The sequence below is a fragment of the Phycicoccus sp. M110.8 genome, from assembly GCF_032464895.1.
Lineage (GTDB): Bacteria > Actinomycetota > Actinomycetes > Actinomycetales > Dermatophilaceae > Pedococcus.
This window is the reverse complement of sequence record NZ_JAWDIC010000001.1, coordinates 2,403,538-2,425,975: the sequence shown is the minus strand read 5'-3', so window position 1 is coordinate 2,425,975 and position 22,438 is coordinate 2,403,538. Positions and strand designations below refer to the sequence as shown.

Sequence of the window (22,438 nt, the reverse complement as noted above, 5' to 3'; positions counted from 1 at the left end):
ACAGACCTGGGTATGCCGGGCAGCGCACCGGAAGGCGGCACGGCCGGCGTGCCGCGGCTGCCCGACGACGCCGCCCGCCAGACCAAGAAGGAGTTCACCTCCGACCAGGAGGTGCGCTGGTGCCCCGGCTGCGGTGACTACGCGATCCTCGCCGCGGTGCAGGGCTTCCTGCCCGACCTCGGCCTCAAGCGCGAGAACATCGTCTTCGTCTCCGGCATCGGCTGCTCGTCGCGGTTCCCGTACTACCTCGACACCTACGGCATGCACTCGATCCACGGCCGCGCGCCGGCGATCGCGACCGGTCTGGCGACGAGCCGGAGCGACCTGTCGGTGTGGGTCGTCACCGGCGACGGCGACGCCCTCTCGATCGGCGGCAACCACCTCATCCACGCGCTGCGCCGCAACGTGAACCTCACGATCCTGTTGTTCAACAACCAGATCTACGGACTCACCAAGGGCCAGTACTCCCCCACCTCCGAGGTCGGCAAGATCACCAAGTCGACCCCGATGGGCTCGGTGGACCACCCGTTCAACCCGGTGTCGCTGGCGCTCGGCGCCGAGGCGACCTTCGTCGCGCGCACCATGGACTCCGACCGCAAGCACCTCACCGAGGTCCTGCGCCGAGCGGCCGAGCACCGCGGGACCTCGCTCGTCGAGATCTACCAGAACTGCCCGATCTTCAACGACGGCGCGTTCGACCTCATCAAGGACCGCAGCCAGCAGGAGGCGCGCATCGTCCACCTCGCCGACGGCGAGCCGGTGCGGGTGGGTCCCGAGGGCGACCGCCAGGTGCTCGTCCGCACGGCCGGCGGCGGGATGGAGTTCGTCCCCGAGGCCGACGCCGAGGGCCGCGACGTGGTCGTGCACGACGTGGGCGCGCCCGACCCGACGCAGGCGTTTGCGCTGTCGCGGCTGGACTCCCCCGAGATGACGCACGTCCCCATGGGGATCTTCCGCGACGTCGACCGGCCCACCTACGACGACCTCGTGCGCGGCCAGGTCGCGGCCGCCGTCGACACGGCCGGGGGCCGGGCCACCGACGCCGACCTCGACGCGCTCATCCGCGGGCGCGACACCTGGACCGTGGCGTGACTCAGGGCCCCGGGCCCGCCGCGTGAGCGAGGCGGACGAGCAGCGGCGCGGCGCGGCATACGGCTTCACCGCGTATGCCGTGTGGGGCCTCTTCCCGCTCTACTTCGCCGCGCTGAAGCCGGCCGGCGCGTGGGAGATCCTGTCCCACCGCATCCTGTGGACCCTGCTGCTGTGCCTCGTGGTCCTCGGGCTGCGGCGGGACCTCGCCTGGCTCCGCGACCTGGCCCGCCGGCCACGGCTCGCCGGGGGCGTGACCGCCGCGGCCCTGCTGATCGGCGTGAACTGGGTGGTGTACGTCGCCGCTGTCCTGAACGACCACACGACCGAGGCCGCGCTCGGCTACTTCCTGAACCCCATCGTCACCGTGGCCCTCGGGGTGCTGGTGCTGCGCGAGCGGCTGCGGCCGCTGCAGTGGGTCGCTGTGGCGATCGGTGCGCTGGCCGGGGTGTACCTGTCCGTCGCGGCAGGGTCGGTGCCGGTCATCGCGCTGACGCTCGCCTTCTCGTTCGGCGGCTACGGCCTCGTCAAGAAGAAGGTCGGCGTCTCCCTGACGGCCATGCAGTCGCTGTCGGCCGAGACGCTCGTCCTCGGGCCCGTCGCCGTGGTGATGCTGGCCGTGCTCACCGTGCGCGGTGACACGACGTTCACGACCGACGGCGCGTGGCACACGGCTCTGCTCGTCCTGGCCGGGGTCGCGACCGCCACCCCGCTCCTGCTCTTCGCCGCGGCGGCCCGCCGGGTGCCGCTGGTGACGATCGGCCTGCTGCAGTTCATCACGCCGGTGCTGCAGCTGCTGTGCGGCGTGCTGCTGCTCGACGAGCACATGTCCGCGGCGCGCTGGACCGGCTTCGCCATCGTCTGGCTCGCCCTCGTGGTGCTCACGGTCGACACCCTGCGGCACCGCTCAGGGCTGGCGCGGGCACGCGCTGCCGAGCTCGCCGACATCGCGCCCTGACCCGCGGCTAGAGCTCGTCGGGGCGGGTGGTCGGCGCGGCATACCCCTGCGGGAGCTGCGGTTCCGGCCCGGCGCGGTGCGCCGCGACGAGGAGCAGCCGCGCGCCGTGGCCGTCGACCTCGACCGTGAGGCGCCGCGCCGTCGTCTCCGGCACGCGGACGAGCCGCCGCACCCCGACCGACCCGCCACGCGCGACCTCCGCGCCGTCGACGAGGATCCGGAAGCCCTCCACCCGCTGGCCATCGGTGAGGTCCTCGCGCAGCTCGACCACGTCGAACGTCGCCGGCCCGTCCCACTCGGCGAGCCACACGCCGGTGCCCTGCGGCTCGACCCGGGCCGCGACCGGCTGCCCGTAGCGCCGGGCCACCTCGGCGCCGAACGCCGCCACCCGGTGGGCGTCCTCGGGCGACACCAGGCCGTCGGGCGCCGGAGGGACGTTGAGCAGCAGCCCCGCGCCCAGCCCCACCGACCGCTCGTGGATGGCGAGCAGGTGCTCGAGCGTCTTGGGCTCGTCGTCCCCGCTCCAGAACCACCCGCGCCGCAGCGAAACGTCGCACTCCGGCGGCAGGTAGCGCCGCTGCCCCAGCCGGCCCGACGCGTCGCTGTACTGGCTCAGGGCGGTGGACCCGACGGCATACCGCACGGGGTCCTGGGCGAGGCCGTCCTCGTTGCCCACCCACCGGATCGTCGGTCGCCCCATGTTGAACACCATGGCGCCCGGCTGGTGCCGCTCGACCACGCCCATGATGCGGTCCCAGTCGTACTCGTACCCCTCCGAGCCCGCCCCGTCGAACCACACCTCGACGAGCGGGCCGTAGCCGGTGCACAGCTCGGTGAGCTGGCGGGCGTAGAAGTCGCTGTAGGCCGCCGGATCGGCGTAGCAGGGCGCGTTGCGGTCCCAGGGCGACAGGTAGAGGCCGAGGCCGATGCCGTGGCGGCGGCAGGCGTCGGCCACCTCCGCGACGACGTCCCCGGCTCCGTCGCGCCACGGGGAGGAGCGCACCGAGTAGTCCGTGGTGGCGGTCGGCCAGAGGCAGAAGCCGTCGTGGTGCTTGGCGGTGAGGACGAGGTAGCGCGCGCCGAACGAGGCGGCCGTGCGCACCCACTGGTCGGCGTCGAGGTGCTGGGGGTCGAAGCTCTCGGCCGGCAGCGTCCCGTCGCTCCACTCCACGCCGTGGAAGGTGTTGAGCCCGACGTGCACGAACATGCCGGTACCGAGCTGTTGCCACCGCAGCTGCTGTGGCGTGGGCCGCGGGACGGACACCGAGCTCAGTCGCCGAGGACGCGGCGCAGGTAGTCGTTGGCGAACACGCGACCGGGGTCGAGGCGGTCGCGCACGGCACGGAATTCGTCGAACCGCGGGTACAGGCGCTGCAGCCGCTCGGCGTCGAGGGTGTGCAGCTTGCCCCAGTGCGGCCGGCCCTCGTGCTCGCCGACGATCTCCTCGAAGGCCGCGAAGGCGCCCGCGTCGTCCATGCGGTGGTACTGGTGCATCGCGATGTACGCGTTCTCGCGCTCGTAGCCCGTCGACAGCCAGACGTCGTCGGCCCCCGTGAACCGCAGCTCCAGCGGGAACGTCAGCGGCGGCCGGTGCCGCTCGACCCAGTCGCGCACCGCGAGGACGACGTCGCGGGCGTGGGCCCTCGGCACGGCATACTCGCTCTCGCGGAAGCGCACCGCACGCTCGGCGACGAACACGCGCCACGAGTCGTCGGTGTACTCGCGCGCGCCGAGCAGGCGGGCGCTGACCGTGTTGAGCGGCGGGACGATCCGGGGGAAGCGGGTCGCCGCCCGGTTCGTCACCTCGTAGAGCCGGTTGGAGAGGAAGTCGTCGTCCAGCCAGGCCCGCCACCCGGGCAGCGGGTCGCCCTGGGCCTCGGCCCCCACCCGGTCGTTGTGCTTGACCAGGACCCGGTCGGTGAGCGGGAACCAGTGCATGTCGACGTGGTCGTGCGCGGCCAGGTCGTCGTCGAGGCGGTCGAGGACGTCGTGCAGGTCGGCGCCGAACTCGCGCGCGTGCAGGCGGAACGCGGGTACGCACTGCAGCTCGACCTCGGTCACCACCCCGAGCGCACCGAGCCCGACCCGGGCCGCCTGGAACACCTCGGGCTCGACGTCCGGCGAGCAGGTCAGGACCGACCCGTCGGCGAGGACGAGGGTCAGGCCGCGCACCGCCGACGCGATCCCCTGGAACCGCAGGCCGGTGCCGTGGGTGCCGGTGGAGATGGCCCCGGTGATCGTCTGGCGGTCGATGTCGCCGAGGTTGGGCAGCGCCAGACCGAGCGCCTGCAGGGCGGGGTTGAGGACGTGCAGCGGCGTGCCCCCGAGGACGCGGACGCGACTGGTGACCGCGTCGGCGTGCAGGACGCCGCGGAGGTTGTCGAGCCGCAGCTGCACCCCGTCGGTCGTGGCGATAGCGGTGAACGAGTGGCCGGTGCCGACGGGCTTGACGCCGAGCCCGCGCTGGGCTGCGTCACGCACGACGGCAGCCAGCTCCTCGGTGCTGCGAGGGGCCGCCACCTCGGCCGGGTGGCAGGTCTGGTTGCCCGCCCAGTTGGTCCACGCTGCGGGGGGCATCCCCGGCCGCGGCGTCCGGGTGGTCATCCGAAGTTCCTCCCCTCGCCGCGGTAGGTGGGCACGGTGTCGACGAGCTGCCCACCACGGACCAGGTGCAGGGTGTCGAACCGCTCGCACATCTCGCCCGCCTTCGCGTACCGGAACCAGACCCGGTCACCCACCCGCAGGTCGCGGGTTCCCCTGCCCTGCAACGGAGTCTGCACCTCGCCGACTCCCTCGCGGGCGACCAGCCCGACGCCGGGCCGACCGTACGGACGCGGCAGGCGCGAGCGGGACGCGGGCCCCGAGGCGACGTAGCCACCACCGAAGGCCGTCGCGAAGCCCGGCCCCGGCCGGCGCACGACCGAGAGCGCGTAGGCCGCTGCGGGGCGGGGCGAGAAGTCGTCGTACCCGTCGAACAGCGTCGGCCCGTAGAGACCCGAGCCCGCGGCGAGCTCGGTGACGACGGGGTCGCGGCCGGTCACGTGCAGCGACCCGGTGCCGCCGGCGTTGACGAACTCGAGGTCGGCCACCTCGCGCAGGGCCGCCACCACGGCGGCGCGGCGCTCGAGCAGGCTCGCCGCCGACCTCCGCTTCACCACGCGCACGGCCGGCGAGGAGTCCGGCAGCCCTGCGATCTGCGCGTCGTAGAACATCGTGCCGACCACCGACAGCCCCGCCGCCTGCGCGGCCCGGGCCACTGCCACGGCGTCCTCGGGGGTGCGCACCGGTGACCGGCGCACGCCCAGGTGGACACGGCCCAGGCGCAGCGAGGAGTCGACGTCGACCGCCACGCGCAGCCCGTGCGGGCGGTCGAGGGAGGCGAGCAGGTCGACGTGCTCGGCGCTGTCGACGGTCAGGGTCACCTGCGCTGCGAGGCGCTCGTCGGCCGCGATCTCCCCGATGGCGGCGCGGTCGACGCTCGGGTACGCCACGAAGACGTCCTCGTACCCCTCGGCGACCAGCCAGGCCGCCTCGCGCACGGCATACGCCATGACCCCGCGGAAGCCCTCCGTCGCCAGCGCGCGCTGGAGCAGGCTGCGGCAGCGCACCGACTTGGAGGCGATCCGGATCGGGGTGCCGCCGGCCCGGCGGACCAGGTCGGCCGCGTTGGCGTCGAACGCGTCGAGGTCGACGACCGCCAGTGGCGGCTGCAGGTCGGCGGTGGCGGCGTCCCAGCGGTCCACGGAGGTCACACGCGCGACGATACCCACGCCCCTCGTGCCGCGGCCCCGGCACGCGCGAAACGCCAGGTGCTCGACGACCCCCGCCTTTCCACTTGTTGCCAGCAGATCGTCACCGGACACCTGTTTCGGGACCGGCGTGACCACCAGGTGGCAACAAGTGGGAAGGCGGGCGCGGGGGTAATGCCGGGTCGGCCGGCTAGGACGGGGGGCGCCGGACTGGATCAGCCGACGCGGGTGACGACGCTCGTCGCCAGGGCGTGCAGGGCGTCCTTGGCCGCTCCCTCGGGCAGCGGCTCCAGCACCTCCTGCGCACGGCGGGCGACGGCGGCGGTGTGCTCGCGTGCCCGCTCCATGGCGGCGTTACCGCGCAGCAGCTCCAGCGCCTCGGCGAGGGCGTCCTCGTCCTCGCGCAGGTCGCGCTGCAGCAGCTCCTGCAGGCGCGCGTCGGCAGGATCGTCCGAGGCCAGCGCGTAGAGGACCGGCAGGGTGCGCTTGCCCTCGCGCAGGTCGGTGCCGGGGGTCTTGCCCAGCTCGGCCTCGTCGGACGACACGTCGATGAGGTCGTCGGCGAGCTGGAAGGCCATGCCGATCCGCTCGCCGAACTCGCGCATCACCTCGACCGTGGCGGCGTCACAGCCGGAGAACATCGCGCCGTAACGTGCCGCGGTGGCGATGAGCACGCCCGTCTTGTCGGCCAGCACGCCCAGGTAGTACTCGACCGGGTCGGTGCCCTCGGGCGCGTGGCGGGTGTCGCGGATCTGGCCCGCACACAGTCGCACGAACGTCTCGGCCTGGATCTTGACCGCCTCGGCGCCGAGGTCGGCGATGATCGAGGACGCGGTGCCGAAGAGCAGGTCGCCGACGAGGATCGCGGTCGAGTTGCCGTAGCGGGCGTTGGCGCTCGGCGCACCGCGGCGCACGTCGGCCTCGTCCATCACGTCGTCGTGGCACAGCGAGGCGACGTGCGTCAGCTCGACGCCGGCGGCCGCGGCCACGACGTCGGGGTTCGTGCCGCTGCCGAGCTGCGCCGCGAGCAGGGTCAGCAGCGGCCGGAACCGCTTGCCCCCCGCCTCGATGAGGTGGCTGTTCGCCCCCGCGATGAACGGGTCGTCGTGGTCGACCTCGCGCCGCAGGAGCGCGTCGACCTCGGCGAGCCCGCGCGCGAGCTCGTCGGACAGGTCGTCGGGCACCGACGGCAACGTGAGCCCTGGCACCGACCCGGTCGACGGCGCCGGCTGCGTCACCCCAGCGGACCGGGTCACGTCACCAGCCTGGGTCGCTTCATCAGCCTGTGTCGACCGGGTCACTTCACCAGGAACTGCGAGGACCGGTCGGCGAGGTCGAGCACCTGCGTCGGCATGACGCCGAGCGCCAGGGTGACGAGCGTGCCGATGGTGATCGCGACGGTGAGGAAGGGCGAGGCGGTCTCGGCCACCACGGCCTCACCGGCCGGCGGCTCGGTGAAGTACATGAGGACGATGAGCCGCACGTAGACGAACGCCGTCACGACCGAGGCGATGACACCGATGACGACCAGCGCCACGCCCGACGTGCCGCCGAACGAGATCGCCGGGGAGAACGCGGCGTACTTGGCGGCGAAGCCGGAGGTCAGCGGGATGCCGGCGAACGCCAGCAGCAGGAAGGCGAACACGCCCGCGACCACCGGGTGGCGACGGCCGAGGCCGGCCCACTGCGACAGGTGCGACGCCTCGGACCCGCCCTGGCGGACCATCGAGACCACCGCGAAGCCGGCGATCGTCATGAAGCCGTAGGCGACCAGGTAGAACAGCGTGCCGCTGACACCGGTCTTGTCGAAGGCCAGCACCGCCACGAGGATGAACCCGGCGTGGGCGATCGAGGAGTAGGCGAGCAGCCGCTTGACGTCGGTCTGGGTGACCGACAGCACCGCGCCGACGACCATGGTCAGGGCAGCGACGGCGATGACGCCACCACGCCAGTCCCACCGGTTGCCTTGGGCGGCGACGTAGGCGAAGCGCAGGATCGCGCCGAACGCCGCGACCTTGGTGCAGGCGGCCATGAACCCAGTGACCGGGGTGGGGGCACCCTGGTAGACGTCCGGGGTCCAGGAGTGGAACGGCACCGCGCCGACCTTGAACAGCAGGCCGATCAGCACGAGCAGGACGCCCGGGAGCAGCAGCCCCTCCATCTGGCCGTTGGCGGCCGTGACGGCGGCGGCGATGTCGCTGAGGTAGACCGACCCGGCATACCCGTAGAGCAGCGCCGCACCGAAGAGGAAGAACGCCGAGCTGAACGCGCCGAGCAGGAAGTACTTGAGCGCGGCCTCCTGCGACAGCAGGCGGCGACGACGGGCCAGGCCGCACATGAGGTACAGCGGGAGCGAGAGCACCTCGAGCGCGATGAACATCGTCAGCAGGTCGCCGGCGGCCGGGAAGAGCATCATGCCGACGACGGCGAAGAGCGTCAGCGGGAAGACCTCGCTGGTGGCGAGGCCGGCGCGCAGGGCGGCCGCCTCGTGGGCCGAGCCGGGGATCGCGGCACCCATGGGGGTGAAGGCGTCGGCACCCTGGCCGCCGAACTTCTCCGCCATGGTCAGCACACCGAGGGCGGCCATCGCGAGGATGGCGCCCTGCAGGAACAGGGCCGGCCCGTCGATGACGACCGCGCGGGCCAGCGTGACGCCCTGGTGCGCGCTCTGCACGGAGATCGTGACGAGCACGACGAAGGCCGCGACGAGCGTGACGAGCGCGACCGCGACCTGGGTGGTGTGGCGCACGCGGCGGGGCGCGAAGGCCTCGACGAGCACCCCGACGAGGGCGCCGGCGACGACGACGAGCATCGGCGCCACGGCGCCGTAGTTCACGTCGGCGGCCTTGAAGGCGGCGGGCACGGCGGCAGGCAGGGCCGTCGTGGCGAGGACCGTCATGGCGGGCATTACTTCGTGCTCCCGTCAGCAGCGGAGGAGGGTGCCGGGTCCGAGACGCCCACGTGGTGCAGCGTCGTCTTCACGGCCGGGTTGAGCAGGTCGAGCGCCGGCTTGGGGTAGAAGCCGAGGACGATGAGGACGGCGAGGATCGGCGCCACGACGAGCTTCTCGCGCGTCGTGATGTCGCGGACCGCGGCGCCCTCGAGCTCCGGCTTGGGGCCGGTCATCATCCGCTTGTACATGAGCAGGATGTAGAGCGCCGCGAGCACGATGCCGGCGGTCGCGACCACGGCCGGGAACCGGTACCGCTGGAACGTGCCCACCAGCACCATGATCTCGGAGACGAACGGGCTCAGGCCGGGCAGCGCCAGGCCGGCGAGGCCGGACACCAGGAAGACGCCGGCCAGGCCGGGGGTGATCCGCTGCCAGCCGCCGAAGTCCGGGATCCGCTTGCTGCCGCGGCGGGCGACGAGCATCGCGCCGACGAGGAACAGCGCCGCCGTCGTGAACCCGTGGTTGAGCATGTAGAGCGTCGAGCCGGCGCCGCCGGTCGTGGTGAACGCGAAGATGCCGAGGACGATGAAGCCGAAGTGGCTCACCGACGTGTAGGCGATCAGGCGCATGAGGTCGGTCTGCCCGATGGCCAGCAGCGCGCCGTAGAGCACCGAGATGACGGCCAGCGCGAGCACGACCGGGGTCGCCCACTTCGAGGCCTCGGGGAACAGCTGGAGGCAGAAGCGGATCATCCCGTAGGTGCCGACCTTGTCCAGCACGCCGACGAGCAGCACGGCGGTCGCGGGCTTGGCCTCGGTGGCGGCGTCGGGCAGCCAGGTGTGGACGGGCCACATCGGCGCCTTGACCGCGAAGGCGAAGAAGAACGCGACGAACATCCAGCGGCCGGCGCCCACCGGCAGGTCGAGCCCGGTGAGCTTGCTGACGAGGAAGCCGTCGGAGCCGCCGGGGCCGTAGTGGTAGAGCGCGATGACGCCGACCAGCATCACCAGGCCACCGGCGAGGGAGAACAGCAGGAACTTCACCGCGGCGTACTGCCGGCGCGGGCCGCCGAAGGACCCGATGAGGAAGTACACCGGGATGAGCATGGCCTCGAAGAAGACGTAGAAGAGGAACACGTCGGTCGCGGCGAAGACGCCCACCATGAAGGTGGCGAGCGACAGCATCAGCGCGAAGTAGTTCTTCTCGCGCGCACCGCCCTCGGGCACGTCGTGCCACGCGGCGAGGATGCAGACCGGCAGCAGGACCAGGGCCATCAGGATCATGACGAGCGCCAGGCCGTCGACCCCCAGCGCGTAGGAGACGCCGAACTGCGGGATCCACTCGTGCCGCTCGGACAGCTGGAACTGCTGGTTCGAACCGGTGTCGAACTGCAGCGCGGCCGCGACACCCAGCACGAGCGTCACCAGCGAGAAGCCGAGGGCCACCCGCTTGGCCTGGTCGGCCACGGAGGCCGGCAGCGCCGCGACGACGACCGCACCGATCAGCGGGACGAGCCCAATCACGGTCAGCCAGGGGAAGTTGGACATCAGTTGATCACCCACACAGCACCGAGGAGGACGACGACGCCGGCGAGCATCGTCAGGGCATAGGACCGCGCGAAACCGTTCTGGAGGCGGCGCAGGCGGCTCGAGGTGCCGCCGACCAGGGCCGCCAGGCCACCGACGCCGCCGTCGACGCCGCGGTTGTCGGCGAAGACGAGGGCGCGAGTCAGGTGGATGCCGGGGCGCATGAACGCACCCTCGTTGACGTCGTCCTGGTAGAGGTCACGACGGGCGGCCCGGGTCAGCAGCGAGCCGGTCGGCTGCACCTGCGGGACCTCGTCGCGCCAGTAGCGCATCCACGCCAGGGCGATGCCGCCCGCGACGAGCAGCAGCGTCAGGGTCATGAGCACCGGCACGGAGAGCACGGCGTGCTCGTTCTCGTCGTGGGCGCCCACCACCGGCTCGAGCCAGTGCGTGAACGTGTTGCCGATGGCCAGCACGAGGCCGAGGAGCGCCGACCCGACGGCCAGCACCATCATCGGCACGGTCATGGTCAGCGGCGACTCGTGCGGGTGCACGTCGTCGGTCCAGCGCTTCTTGCCGTGGAAGGTCATGAAGAACAGGCGGGACATGTAGAAGGCCGTGATGCCGGCGCCGATGAGCGCGGCACCGCCGAAGACCCACGGGCGCCAGCCCTCGCCGACGAACGCCGCCTCGATGATCTTGTCCTTGGACCAGAAGCCGGAGAACGGCGGGACACCGAGGATCGCGAGCCAGCCGAGGCCGAAGGTCACCCAGGTGATCTTCATGGCGCCGGACAGGTTGCCGAAGCGGCGCATGTCGACCTGGTCGTTCATGCCGTGCATGACCGACCCGGCACCGAGGAACATGCCGGCCTTGAAGAAGCCGTGCGTGAGCAGGTGGAAGATCGCGAACGCGTACCCGACCGGGCCGAGGCCGGCGGCGAGCATCATGTAGCCGATCTGGCTCATGGTCGAGGCGGCCAGCGCCTTCTTGATGTCGTCCTTCGCGCAGCCGACGACCGCACCGAACAGCAGCGTGATCGCACCGACGATGACGACGACGAGCTGGGCGTTCGGCGCGTGGTCGAAGATGAAGTTGCTGCGGACCACGAGGTAGACACCGGCGGTGACCATGGTCGCCGCGTGGATCAGCGCGGACACCGGGGTCGGGCCGGCCATGGCGTCACCGAGCCAGGACTGCAGCGGGAACTGCGCCGACTTGCCGCAGGCGCCGAGCAGCAGCATGAGGCCGATCGCGGTGAGGACACCCTCCCCTGCCTTGCCGGACGCCTGCGCGACACCGGCGAAGGTGACGGTGCCGAACGCCGCGAACATGATCATGATCGCGACCGAGAGCCCGAAGTCACCGACGCGGTTGACGACGAACGCCTTGTTGGCGGCCGTGGCATACGCCGGGTTGTGGTTCCAGAACCCGATGAGCAGGTACGACGCGAGGCCGACGCCCTCCCAGCCGACGTAGAGCAGCAGGTAGGAGTCCGAGAGGACGAGCAGGAGCATCGCCGCGACGAACAGGTTGAGGTAGGCGAAGAACCGGCGCTTGTCGGGGTCGTGCTCCATGTACCCGAGGGAGTACACGTGGATCAGCGAGCCGACGAAGGTGATCAGCAGGACGAACACCACCGACAGCTGGTCGACGAGCATGCCGGCGTCGAGGTTGAAAGACCCGGCCGGCACCCAGGTGAACAGGTGCAGGTGCTCGGCCCGGGCCTCGCCGTGGCGGCCGAGCATCGCGATCCACACGAGCAGGCCGACGACGAACGCCGCCCAGGACATGGCGACCGCGAAGAGCGGGCCCCACTTGTCGGTGGCGCGGCCACCGAGCAGCAGGACCGCGGCGCCGAGCAGCGGCAGCGCGACGAGCAGCCAGGCGTATGCCGTGACGCCGGTGGCCGCGGAGGCGGCCCCGCCGGCGGTGGCGAGGGTTGCGAGGGAAGTCACCGGGTGGCCCCTTCTACAGCTTCAGCAGGTTGGCGTCGTCGACCGAGGCCGACCGGCGGGCACGGAAGATGGCCATGATGATGGCCAGCCCCACGACGACCTCGGCCGCGGCGACCACCATGACGAACAGGGCGATCACCTGCCCGTCGAGGCTGCCGCGCATCCGCGCGAACGTCACGAACATCAGGTTCGTCGCGTTGAGCATGAGCTCGACACCCATGAACACGACGATGGCGTTGCGGCGCATGAGCACCGTCGCACCACCGATCGCGAACAGGATGGTCGCGAGGTAGATGTAGTTGACGAGGTTCATCGGGCGTCGCCCTCCTCGATCTCGTGCTCGATGGCGTGCTCGGCGTCGACGTGGCGGGTCGGCACGGCCACCTGCTCACGGGCGTTGAGCACGCGCGAGACGGACAGCTCGCTCGGGGTGCCGTCGGGAAGCAGGGCCGGGGTGTCGACCGCGTTGTGGCGGGCGTAGACGCCCGGGACCGGCAGGCCGGCGACGTTGCGGTTCTCGCGGATCCGGCGCTCGGACAGCTGGCGCTGGGTCGGCTTGGTGCCGATCCGCTCGCGGTGGGCGAGGACCATCGCGCCGAGGGCCGCGGTGATGAGCAGAGCGGACGTGACCTCGAAGGCCCAGACGTACTGGCCGAAGATCAGCTCGGCGACACCGGAGACGTTGCCCTTGGAGGCGTTGACCTCGGACAGGCCCTTCATCGGGCCGAACTGGACCCGGCCGACGGCGCTGAAGAGCAGGACCGCGAGGCCCAGGCCGAGCAGCAGCGAGGCGACCTTCTGGCCCTTGAGCGTCTCGACGAGGGAGTCCGAGGAGTCGACGCCGACGAGCATGAGCACGAAGAGGAACAGCATCATGACCGCGCCGGTGTAGACGAAGATCTGGATGATGCCGAGGAAGTCGGCCTCCTGGGCGATGTAGAAGATGCCCAGGTTGACCATGACCAGCGCCATGCCGAGGGCGGCGTGGACGGCCTTCTTGGCGAAGAGCAGGCCCAGGGCCGCGAGCACGCAGATGGGGCCGAGGATCCAGAACATGATCTGCTCGCCCAGGCCGGTCATCGGTGCACCGCCTCGGTGGTCTCGCGGGTCGCCTGACGGCCGTGCTCGACGACGTCGACACCCTCCACCGGGTCACCGCTGGGGGCCAGGCCCTCCTCGGGCTGGGCGTGGTGCGCCTTCACCCACTCCTCCTGCTCGTCGGTCGCGCGGGCGACCTTGCCCTGGTAGTAGTCGCGCTCCTCGAGCCCGTCCACCATGGGGTGCGGCGGCAGCAGCATCCCCTCCTGCAGCGGCGCGAGCAGCTGCTCCTTGGTGAAGATGAGGTCGCCGCGGTTGTGGTCGGCCAGCTCGTAGAAGTTGGTCATCGTCAGGGCGCGCGTCGGGCAGGCCTCGATGCACAGGCCGCAGAAGATGCAGCGCAGGTAGTTGATCTGGTAGACGCGGCCGTACCGCTCGCCGGGGCTGAACCGCCCGGTGCCGCCCTCGCTGTCGTCGTTGGACGCGCCCTCGACGAGGATCGCGTCCGCGGGGCACGCCCACGCGCACAGCTCGCAGCCGACGCACTTCTCGAGCCCGTCGGGGTGGCGGTTGAGCTGGTGCCGGCCGTGGAAGCGCGGCTGGGTCGGCCGCTTCTCCTCGGGGTACTCCTCCGTCTCCAGCTTGCGGAACATCGTCGCGAACGTGACGCCGAAGCCGCCGACGGGCGCGAAGAGGTCGGCGAAGAAGCCGCCCTTCTTCTCCTCGGTGGGGCGGTCAGGCATGGATGTCCTCCTCGGTGGGGTCGGACGCCCGGTCGCTCAGGGAGAGCGAGGGCTCGCGCAGGCGCTGGCCGGGCAGCGGCGGCACCGGGTAACCGCCCGCGAACGGGTCGATCTCCTCCGGCGGCGCGGTGTTGCGGGCCGCGTCGCGCTCGATCTTCTTGTTGTCCCAGATCCACACGACGAGCAGCGCCGCGAGGGCGACGAGCACGACGAAGACGATGCTGAAGACCGGGAACTTGCGGTTGCCGAGCGTGAACGCCGCGCTCCCGAAGTAGCCGAGCTGGCTGCCGCGGATGAAGGCCACGACGACGACCCAGGCGAGGGTGACGGGGATGAGGAACCGCCAGCCGAACCGCATGAACTGGTCGTAGCGGACTCGCGGCAGCGAGCCGCGCAGCCAGACGAAGAAGAACATGAACAGCCAGAGCTTGATGACGAACCAGAGCAGGCCCCACCAGCCGTGGTTGAACATGCCCGAGTTGATCGCCGCGATACCGGGGGGCGCCTGCCAGCCACCGAGGAACATCGTCGTGGCCAGGGCCGAGACGGTGAACATGTTGACGTACTCGCCGAGGAAGAACATCGCGAACTTCAGCGAGGAGTACTCGGTGTGGAAGCCACCGGTGAGCTCGCCCTCACCCTCGGCGAGGTCGAACGGCAGTCGGTTGGTCTCGCCCACCATCGTGATGACGTAGACGAAGAAGCTGAAGAACGCCGGGATGATGAACCACAGGTCGGACTGGGCCGCCACGATCTGCGAGGTCGACATCGACCGGCTGTAGAGGAAGACGGCGACGAGCGACAGGCCCATCGCGATCTCGTAGGAGATGACCTGCGCGGTCGAGCGCAGGCCACCGAGCAGCGGGTAGGTCGAGCCCGAGGACCAGCCGGCGAGCACGATGCCGTAGACACCGACGCCCGCGACCGCGAGCACCAGCAGCACCGCGACCGGCAGGTCGGTGAGCTGCAGCGGCGTGCGGTGGCCGAACATCGACACCGTCGGCCCCAGCGGGATGATCGCGAAGGACACGAACGCCATCGCGCCCGCGATCGCCGGGGCGAGCGCGAAGACGAACTTGTCGGCGTTCTTGGGGGTCAGGTCCTCCTTGAGCGCCAGCTTGATGCCGTCGGCCAGCGTCTGCAGCAGGCCGAACGGGCCGGTGCGGTTCGGGCCCGGGCGCTGCTGCATCCGGCCGATGACGCGGCGCTCGAACCAGATGACGATGAGCGTGTTCACCAGCAGGAAGACGAAGACGAACAGCGCCTTGACCAGGTGCAGCCACCAGGGGGTGTCGCTGAAGTCCGCGGTCGGGTTGTCCCCGCCCGGCGCGGCTCCGGCGAGGGGCGCCACGAGGTGCGGTACGCCGGCGAGCACCTCGCCGGCATACGTCACGGTGCTCACGGGGTGACCTCCAGGGTGGTCTCGGCCTTGGCCAGGGTGACGACGGCCCCCGCGCCCACCGCCAGGGTGGCGCGCACGGCGCTGCCCGCGGAGTTCGTGGGCAGCCACACGACGTGGTCGACCATGTCCTCGGTGACCGCCACGGGGACGGTGACCGCACCGGCCGGCCCGGAGACGCGCACGGTGTCGCCGTCGACGAGCCCGAACGCCTCCGCCGTGGCCGGCGAGACGCGGGCCAGGGTGCGGTGGGCGGTGCCGGCGAGGAACGGCTCGCCGTCCTGCAGCGACCCGCGGTCGAGCAGGTGGTGCCAGGTGGCCAGGACGACCTCGCCCTCGCCGAAGGTCGGCACCGCGGCCGGCTCGACGTCGGGCGCCGGCAGGCGGCCGCCGCCCCACGGGCCGAGCGCCGCCATCTCGGAGCGGACCTCGGCGAGCGTGCGGGTGCCGAGGAAGGAGCCCATCTCGCTGGCCAGCATGTCCAGGACGCGGTAGTCGGACATCGCGTTGGTGTCGAGCGCGGTCGCGAACGGGCGGGGGCGGCCCTCCCAGTCCACGAACGTGCCACCCTTCTCGGCGTGGGGGGCGACCGGCAGCACGACGTCGGCGACCTCGGTCACCGAGGACGGGCGGAAGTCCAGCGAGACGACGAACGTCTTGGCCAGGGCCTCCTCGCTGCGCGGGTCGGCCAGGTCGGCCGCGTCCACGCCGCCGACGACCAGGGCGTCGACCTCGCCGGTCGTGGCCGCGCGCAGGATGCCAGCGCTGTCGCGACCGGGCTGGTCGGGCAGGCCCACGACGTCCCAGACGTCGGCGACCTGCTCGCGCGCCGCGGCGTCGCCGACCGGGCGACCGCCGGGCAGCAGGGTCGGCAGCGCGCCGGCCTCGAGCGCACCGCGCTCACCGGCCCGACGCGGCACCCAGGCCAGGCGCGCGCCGCTGGACGAGGCCAGCGCCGCGGCCGCGGACAGGGCGCCGGGGACGGTGGCCAGGCGCTCGCCGACGAGCACGACCACGCCGTCGCCCTCGAGCGCCGCCGCAGCCTTCGCGGCCGCGCCGTCGCCGGTCACGCCGTCGCCGAGGGCGCGGAGCACCTCGGCCTCGGTGCCGGGGGCGGACGGGATCAGGGTGCCGCCGAGCTTCTCGAGGCCACGCGTCGCGAACGGCGCCACGGCATACACGGCGGTCTTGTTCCTGCGGTGCGCCTTGCGCAGGCGCAGGAAGACGATCGGGCTCTCCTCCTCGGGCTCGAAGCCCACGAGGACGACGGTCTTGGCCTTCTCGAGGTCGGCGTAGGTGACAGCCCCGCCCTCGGGGCCGGTCGCCACGACGGTGGAGGCGAGGAAGTCGGCCTCCTCCTGCGAGTGCGGCCGGGCGCGGAAGTCGACGTCGTTGGTCGCGAGGACCGCACGGGCGAACTTGCCGTAGGCGTAGGCGTCCTCGGCGGACACGCGCCCACCGGTCAGGACGCCGACGGCCTTGGCGGCCGCGAGCCCGCGGGCCGCGGCGGTGAGCGCCTCGGGCCACGACGCGACCTGCAGCTCGCCGTCCTCGTCGCGCACCATCGGGAACTCGAACCGGTCACCGGTGGTGGCGTACTGGAAGGCCCAGCGACCCTTGTCGCAGTTCCACTCCTCGTTGACGGCCGGGTCGTTGACGGCCATCCGGCGCAGCACGGCGCCGCGACGGTGGTCGGTGCGGATCAAGCAGCCGGATGCACAGTGCTCGCAGACGCTCTGGGTCGACACGAGGTCGAACGGGCGGCTGCGGAAGCGGTAGGCCGCGCCGGTCAGTGCGCCGACCGGGCAGATCTGGACCGTGTTGCCCGAGAAGTAGGACTCGAACGGCTGCTCCTCGTAGATGCCGACCTGCTGCAGCGCGCCCCGCTCGACCAGGGCGATGAACGGGTCACCGGCGATCTGGTCGGAGAAGCGGGTGCACCGGGCGCAGAGGACGCAGCGCTCGCGGTCGAGCAGCACCTGCGAGGAGATGTTGATCGGCTTGGGGTAGGTGCGCTTGACGTCCTCGAAGCGGGACACCGCACGACCGTTGCTCATCGCCTGGTTCTGCAGCGGGCACTCGCCGCCCTTGTCGCAGACCGGGCAGTCGAGCGGGTGGTTGACCAGCAGCAGCTCCATGACGCCCTGCTGCGCCTTGTCGGCGACCTTGGACGTGTGCTGGGTCTTGACCTCCATGCCCTCGGACACCGTGATCGTGCACGAGGCCTGCGGCTTGGGCATCGCCCGCATCGACCCGTCCGGGCCGGGCGTCGCGATGTCGACGAGGCACTGGCGGCACGCGCCGACCGGCTCGAGCAGCGGGTGGTCGCAGAACCGGGGGATCTCGACGCCGACCTCCTCGGCCGCACGGATCACCAGCGTGTTCTTGGGGACGGACACGGCCACGCCGTCGATGGTGAGGTTCACCAGGTCGACGGGCGGCGGCGTGCTGGCGTCGCCACCCTTGCTGACGGCGTTGCCGCCGGCGGCCGGGGAGGTCTGGACGGTCATGCGGACACCGAATCCTTCGCGAACAGGGTCGAGTCTCGACGGTCGAACGGGCAGTGGCCCAGCTCGAGGTGCTGCAGGTACTCCTCGCGGAAGTACTGGATGCTGCTGGTGATCGGGCTGGTCGCGCCGTCACCCAGCGCGCAGAACGACCGACCGAGGATGTTGTCACAGATGTCGAGCAGCTTCTCGAGGTCCTCCTCGGACCCCTGCCCGTGCTCGAGCCGGCCGAGGATCTGCTTGAGCCACCAGGTGCCCTCGCGGCACGGGGTGCACTTGCCGCAGGACTCGTGCTTGTAGAAGTCGGTCCACCGGTCGACGGCGCGCACCACGCAGGTCGTCTCGTCGAAGATCTGCAGCGCGCGGGTGCCGAGCATCGACCCGGCCGCGGCCACCGACTCGAAGTCGAGCGGGGTGTCGAGGTGCTGGTCGGTGAACAGCGGCGTGGACGAGCCCCCCGGGGTCCAGAACTTCAGCTTCTTGTTGGGGTCGCGCATGCCGCCGGCCATGTCGAGCAGCTCGCGCAGCGTGATGCCGAGCGGGGCCTCGTACTGGCCGGGGCGCTTGACGTGGCCCGACAGGCTGAAGATGCCGAAGCCCTGCGACTTCTCGGTGCCCATGCCGGAGAACCAGTCGGCACCGTGGAGCAGGATCGGCGGGACCGAGGCGATCGACTCGACGTTGTTGACGACGGTCGGTCGCGCGTACAGGCCCGCGACGGCGGGGAACGGCGGCTTGAGGCGCGGCTGGCCGCGACGGCCCTCGAGGCTGTCGAGCAGCGCCGTCTCCTCACCGCAGATGTACGCGCCGGCGCCGGCGTGCACGGTGACCTCGAGGTCGAAACCGGAGCCGTGGATGTTCTTGCCCAGGTGACCGGCGGCGTACGCCTCCTCCACCGCGCGCAGCAGGCGCCGGTAGACGTGCACGACCTCGCCGCGCAGGTAGATGAAGGCGTGGTTGCAGCCGATAGCGAAGGAGGTGATCGCCACACCCTCGATGAGGAACTGCGGCGCCGCCATCATCAGCGGGATGTCCTTGCACGTGCCGGGCTCGGACTCGTCGGCGTTGACGACGAGGTAGCGGGGGCCGCCGTCGTCGGGGGGCAGGAAGCCCCACTTCATGCCGGTGGGGAAGCCTGCGCCGCCGCGGCCGCGCAGGCCGGAGTCCTTGGTCATCTGGACCAGGTCGGCCGGCTTCATCCCGAGCGCCTTCTTCAGCGCCTGGTAGCCCTCGTGCTTCTCGTACGTCGCGAGGGTCCAGGACTGCGGGTCGTCCCAGAACTTCGTGAGGATCGGGGTCAGCGTGGTGCTCACTTCGCGTCCTTCCCGTCGCCCTTGTCGTCGGCGTCGAACAGGGTCGCCGGGGCGACCGAGCCCTCACCGGGCTTCTCGTCCGGCGCGTTCGCGGGGCTGTCGGTGGAGCCGCTCAGGCCGGGGGCCGTGCGGTCCGACGTCGCCTCGGGCTGGTGCTCCTCGCGCGAGGCGCCGCCGTCGGGAGCCGTCCAGTCGTTCTGCTTGGCGAGGCGCAGCCCCTCCAGGGAGGCCGGGCCGGCGCCGACGCCCTCGTCCGCGAGCCCGTCGTGGAAGCCGGCGAGGACGCGCGAGACCTGCTTGAAGGTGCAGACGCGGGCCGGGCCGCGCGTCGGGCGGACGTCCTTGCCCTCGCGCAGGTCGTCGACGAGCTGCTTGGTCGACTCGGGCGTCTGGTTGTCGAAGAACTCCCAGTTCGCCATGACGACCGGCGCGTAGTCGCAGGCCGCGTTGCACTCGACCCGCTCAAGGGTGATCTTGCCGTCGGGGGTCGTCTCGTCGTGGCCGATGCCGAGGTGCTCGGAGACCTCGTCCCAGATCTGGTCGCCGCCCATGATCGCGCAGAGCGTGTTGGTGCAGACGCCGACGGTGTACTCACCGTTGGGGTGGCGCTTGTACTGCGTGTAGAAGGTCGCGACGCCGGAGACCTCGGCCGTGGTCAGGTCGAGGACCTCGGCGCAGAAGTCGATGCCCCGGCCGGTGACGTACCCGTCGACGCTCTGCACCAGGTGCAGCAGCGGCAGCAGGGCCGAGCGCTTCTGGGGGTAGCGGGCCACGACCTGCGCGGCGTCCTCATGGAGCTGCGCGAGGACGTCCGCGGCATACGGCTCCTTGGACTCGGCAGCCACCGTGAGGTGGCCGGCCGCGGTCTGCATCCCGAAGTTGTCACCAGCCATCAGCGGTCAACTCCTCCCATCACCGGGTCGATCGAGGCGACGGCGACGATGACGTCGGCAACCTGGCTGCCCTCGCACATCACGGCCGTGGCCTGCAGGTTGTTGAACGAGGGGTCCCGGAAGTGCGCGCGGTAGGGCCGCGTGCCCCCGTCGGACACCGTGTGGCAGCCCAGCTCGCCCTTGGGCGACTCGACCGCGGCGTACGCCTGGCCCGGCGGGACGCGGAAGCCCTCGGTCACCAGCTTGAAGTGGTGGATGAGGGACTCCATCGAGGTGCCCATGATCTCGCGGATGTGGTCCAGGCTGTTGCCCATGCCGTCGCCGCCGATGGCCAGCTGCGCCGGCCAGGCGATCTTCTTGTCCTCGACCATGACCGGGCCCGGCGTCGACGCCAGCCGGTCGATGGCCTGCTCGGCGATCTTCAGCGACTCGTACATCTCGTCGATGCGGATCCGCAGGCGGGCGTAGGCGTCGGCCTCGGTGCGGGTGATGACCTCGAAGTCGTAGGTCTCGTAGCCGCAGTACGGGTCGAGCTTGCGCAGGTCGTGGGGCAGGCCGGTCGAGCGCAGGATCGGCCCGGTGATGCCCAGGGCCATGCAGCCGGCGAGGTCGAGGTAGCCGACGTCGACGGTGCGTCCCTTGAGGATCGGGTTCTCGTTGAGCAGCAGCTCGAGCTCCCCGAGGCCCTTGCGCACCAGGGGGATGGTGTCGCGCACCTTGTCGATGGCGCCCGGGGGCAGGTCCTGGGCGACGCCGCCGGGGCGGACGAACGCGTGGTTCATCCGCAGGCCGGTGACCATCTCGAAGATCGACAGGATGCGCTCGCGCTCGCGGAAGCCGACCGTCATGACGGTGGTCGCGCCCATCTCCATGCCACCGGTGGCCAGCGCCACGAGGTGGGAGGTGATGCGGTTGAGCTCCATCATGAGCACGCGGATCACGCTGGCCCGCTCGGGGATCTGCTCGGTGATGCCGAGCAGCTTCTCGACCGACAGGCAGTAGGCCGTCTCGTTGAACAGCGGCGTGAGGTAGTCCATCCGGGTGCAGAACGTGGTGCCCTGCGTCCAGGTGCGGAACTCCATGTTCTTCTCGATGCCGGTGTGCAGGTAGCCGATGCCCGCGCGGGTCTCGGTCACCGTCTCGCCGTCGAGCTCGAGGATGAGCCGGAGCACGCCGTGGGTCGACGGGTGCTGCGGGCCCATGTTGACGACGATGCGCTCCTCGTGGAGTGCCGCCGCCTCGTCGACGAGCTGGTCCCAGTCACCGCCGCTCGCGTTGAACACGTGCGCGCCCTCGGCGGCGGCCGCGTCGGCCCCGGAGGTCGCGTAGATGTCGTCGTGGGTCGTGGTCATCAGCTGTAAGACCTCCGCTGGTCCGGCGGCGGGACGGTGGCGCCCTTGTACTCGACGGGGATGCCGCCGAGCGGGTAGTCCTTCCGCTGCGGGTGGCCCGGCCAGTCGTCGGGCATGAGGATGCGAGTGAGCGAGGGGTGGCCGTCGAACTGGATGCCGAACATGTCCCAGGTCTCGCGCTCGTGCCAGTCGTTCGCCGGGTACGTCTCGACGATCGACGGGATGTGCGGGTCGGCGTCGGGGCAGGTCACCTCGACCCGGACCCGGCGGCCGCCGTGGGTGATCGACAGGAAGTGGTAGACCGCGTGCAGCTCGCGGCCCTCCTCCTGCGGGTAGTGCACGCCGGACACGCCGGTGCAGATCTCGAACCGCAGGCTCGCGTCGTCGCGCAGCGCGCGCGCCACTGCGGGCAGGTGCTCGCGGCGCACGAAGAGGGTGAGCTCGCCGCGGTCGACGACCACGCGCTCGATGGCCTCGGAGTACGACGCGGTGCCGCCGACGAGGGCGGTCTCGAGCCGGTCCGCGAGCTCGTCGAAGTAGCTGCCGTACGGCCGGGTGGCTGCTGCGGGGAACAGGATCGGGCGGACCATGCCGCCGTAGCCCGTGGTGTCACCGGTGTCGTGGGCGCCGAACATGCCGTGCCGCTCGCCGATGACGACCGGGTCGGGGCCGGTGCCGGGGGCAGCGGGCAGCCGCTGGTCGGTCTCGCGGTCGACCACGGTGCCCGGCTGGGTCGCGGCGGTCGAGGCGGCGATCTCGGAGGCCGGCTGGTCGGTGGCGGCGCCCTTGTCGGCGGCGGCGTCCTTCGCCTTGTTGCCCAGCACGTCGCTGTTCGCGGTCGCCTGGGTCGGGTCCTTCTCGGGCGTCACGTCGTCCTTCTCGTCGGCCATCAGGCCACACCTCCACGAGCGGTGTCGTGCGAGTGGGCATGGCCGTGCGGCTGGGCGTGGCCGTGGTCGTGGGTGTGGCCGACCGCCGACACGGGCAGCTGGTGCGGGCTGCGGCTGCCGGCGCCCTGCG

Annotated in this window: 18 protein-coding genes; 2 read left to right on the top strand and 16 right to left on the bottom strand. The window is 71.5% G+C overall.

The annotated features are described in order from the left end of the window. Positions 1–12 precede the first annotated feature (12 nt). Both RKE38_RS11515 and rarD read left to right on the top strand, forming a co-directional pair. Positions 13–1,092, top strand: a complete 1,080-nt coding sequence (locus RKE38_RS11515; RefSeq protein WP_316007642.1) for a 2-oxoacid:ferredoxin oxidoreductase subunit beta — start codon at positions 13–15, stop codon at positions 1,090–1,092. A 22-nt stretch (positions 1,093–1,114) separates the two neighbouring features. Continuing rightward, positions 1,115–2,047, top strand: coding sequence for an EamA family transporter RarD (rarD, locus tag RKE38_RS11510; protein ID WP_316007554.1), 933 nt, complete (start codon positions 1,115–1,117; stop codon positions 2,045–2,047). A gap of 7 nt (positions 2,048–2,054) precedes the next feature. On the opposite strand, the gene RKE38_RS11505 is transcribed toward rarD, so the two are convergent. The 16 genes from RKE38_RS11505 to RKE38_RS11430 form a co-directional block, all read right to left on the bottom strand. Beyond that, on the bottom strand, positions 2,055–3,254 hold the full coding sequence (locus RKE38_RS11505; protein WP_316007553.1) for an alpha-L-fucosidase: 1,200 nt from the start codon (positions 3,252–3,254) through the stop codon (positions 2,055–2,057). 62 nt (positions 3,255–3,316) lie between these two features. Continuing rightward, positions 3,317–4,651 (bottom strand): D-arabinono-1,4-lactone oxidase, encoded by a 1,335-nt coding sequence (locus tag RKE38_RS11500; RefSeq protein WP_316007552.1) that lies wholly within the window; start codon positions 4,649–4,651, stop codon positions 3,317–3,319. Further along, complete coding sequence (locus RKE38_RS11495; protein WP_316007551.1) at positions 4,648–5,799, bottom strand: amino acid deaminase/aldolase; 1,152 nt, start codon at positions 5,797–5,799, stop codon at positions 4,648–4,650. Before RKE38_RS11495 ends, RKE38_RS11500 begins: the two co-directional genes overlap by 4 nt. Positions 5,800–6,011: 212 nt before the next feature. After that, a complete protein-coding gene (locus RKE38_RS11490) occupies positions 6,012–7,052 on the bottom strand; it encodes a polyprenyl synthetase family protein (protein ID WP_410055443.1) in 1,041 nt (346 codons plus the stop codon). A 41-nt stretch (positions 7,053–7,093) separates the two neighbouring features. After that, on the bottom strand, positions 7,094–8,695 hold the full coding sequence (gene nuoN / locus RKE38_RS11485) for an NADH-quinone oxidoreductase subunit NuoN (protein WP_316007640.1): 1,602 nt from the start codon (positions 8,693–8,695) through the stop codon (positions 7,094–7,096). 8 nt (positions 8,696–8,703) lie between these two features. Next, positions 8,704–10,236 carry an NADH-quinone oxidoreductase subunit M gene (locus RKE38_RS11480; protein WP_316007550.1) on the bottom strand — a complete coding sequence of 511 codons (1,533 nt, stop codon included), beginning with the start codon at positions 10,234–10,236 and terminating at the stop codon, positions 8,704–8,706. Then, positions 10,236–12,173: an NADH-quinone oxidoreductase subunit L gene (gene nuoL, locus RKE38_RS11475; protein WP_316007549.1), complete on the bottom strand. Its 1,938-nt coding sequence runs from the start codon at positions 12,171–12,173 to the stop codon at positions 10,236–10,238. Before nuoL ends, RKE38_RS11480 begins: the two co-directional genes overlap by 1 nt. A 13-nt stretch (positions 12,174–12,186) precedes the next feature. Further along, positions 12,187–12,486, bottom strand: a complete 300-nt coding sequence (gene nuoK, locus RKE38_RS11470) for an NADH-quinone oxidoreductase subunit NuoK (RefSeq protein WP_310153813.1) — start codon at positions 12,484–12,486, stop codon at positions 12,187–12,189. Then, positions 12,483–13,253: an NADH-quinone oxidoreductase subunit J gene (locus RKE38_RS11465; protein ID WP_316007548.1), complete on the bottom strand. Its 771-nt coding sequence runs from the start codon at positions 13,251–13,253 to the stop codon at positions 12,483–12,485. The genes nuoK and RKE38_RS11465 overlap by 4 nt, the downstream gene beginning before the upstream one ends. Further along, on the bottom strand, positions 13,250–13,954 hold the full coding sequence (nuoI, locus tag RKE38_RS11460; protein WP_316007547.1) for an NADH-quinone oxidoreductase subunit NuoI: 705 nt from the start codon (positions 13,952–13,954) through the stop codon (positions 13,250–13,252). The genes RKE38_RS11465 and nuoI overlap by 4 nt, the downstream gene beginning before the upstream one ends. Beyond that, positions 13,947–15,305, bottom strand: coding sequence for an NADH-quinone oxidoreductase subunit NuoH (gene nuoH, locus RKE38_RS11455; RefSeq protein WP_316007639.1), 1,359 nt, complete (start codon positions 15,303–15,305; stop codon positions 13,947–13,949). The genes nuoI and nuoH overlap by 8 nt, the downstream gene beginning before the upstream one ends. A 47-nt stretch (positions 15,306–15,352) precedes the next feature. Then, positions 15,353–17,863 carry an NADH-quinone oxidoreductase subunit G gene (locus RKE38_RS11450; RefSeq protein ID WP_316007546.1) on the bottom strand — a complete coding sequence of 837 codons (2,511 nt, stop codon included), beginning with the start codon at positions 17,861–17,863 and terminating at the stop codon, positions 15,353–15,355. Beyond that, complete coding sequence (gene nuoF, locus RKE38_RS11445; protein WP_316007545.1) at positions 17,860–19,173, bottom strand: NADH-quinone oxidoreductase subunit NuoF; 1,314 nt, start codon at positions 19,171–19,173, stop codon at positions 17,860–17,862. Before nuoF ends, RKE38_RS11450 begins: the two co-directional genes overlap by 4 nt. Further along, positions 19,170–20,066, bottom strand: a complete 897-nt coding sequence (nuoE, locus tag RKE38_RS11440; RefSeq protein WP_316007544.1) for an NADH-quinone oxidoreductase subunit NuoE — start codon at positions 20,064–20,066, stop codon at positions 19,170–19,172. Before nuoE ends, nuoF begins: the two co-directional genes overlap by 4 nt. Further along, entirely contained in the window at positions 20,066–21,418 is a 1,353-nt protein-coding gene (locus tag RKE38_RS11435) for an NADH-quinone oxidoreductase subunit D (protein ID WP_316007543.1), read from the bottom strand. Before RKE38_RS11435 ends, nuoE begins: the two co-directional genes overlap by 1 nt. Next, the gene (locus RKE38_RS11430) at positions 21,418–22,308 is read right to left on the bottom strand and encodes an NADH-quinone oxidoreductase subunit C (protein WP_316007542.1); all 891 of its coding nucleotides are present in this window, start codon (positions 22,306–22,308) and stop codon (positions 21,418–21,420) included. The genes RKE38_RS11435 and RKE38_RS11430 overlap by 1 nt, the downstream gene beginning before the upstream one ends. Positions 22,309–22,438: the final 130 nt, after the last annotated feature.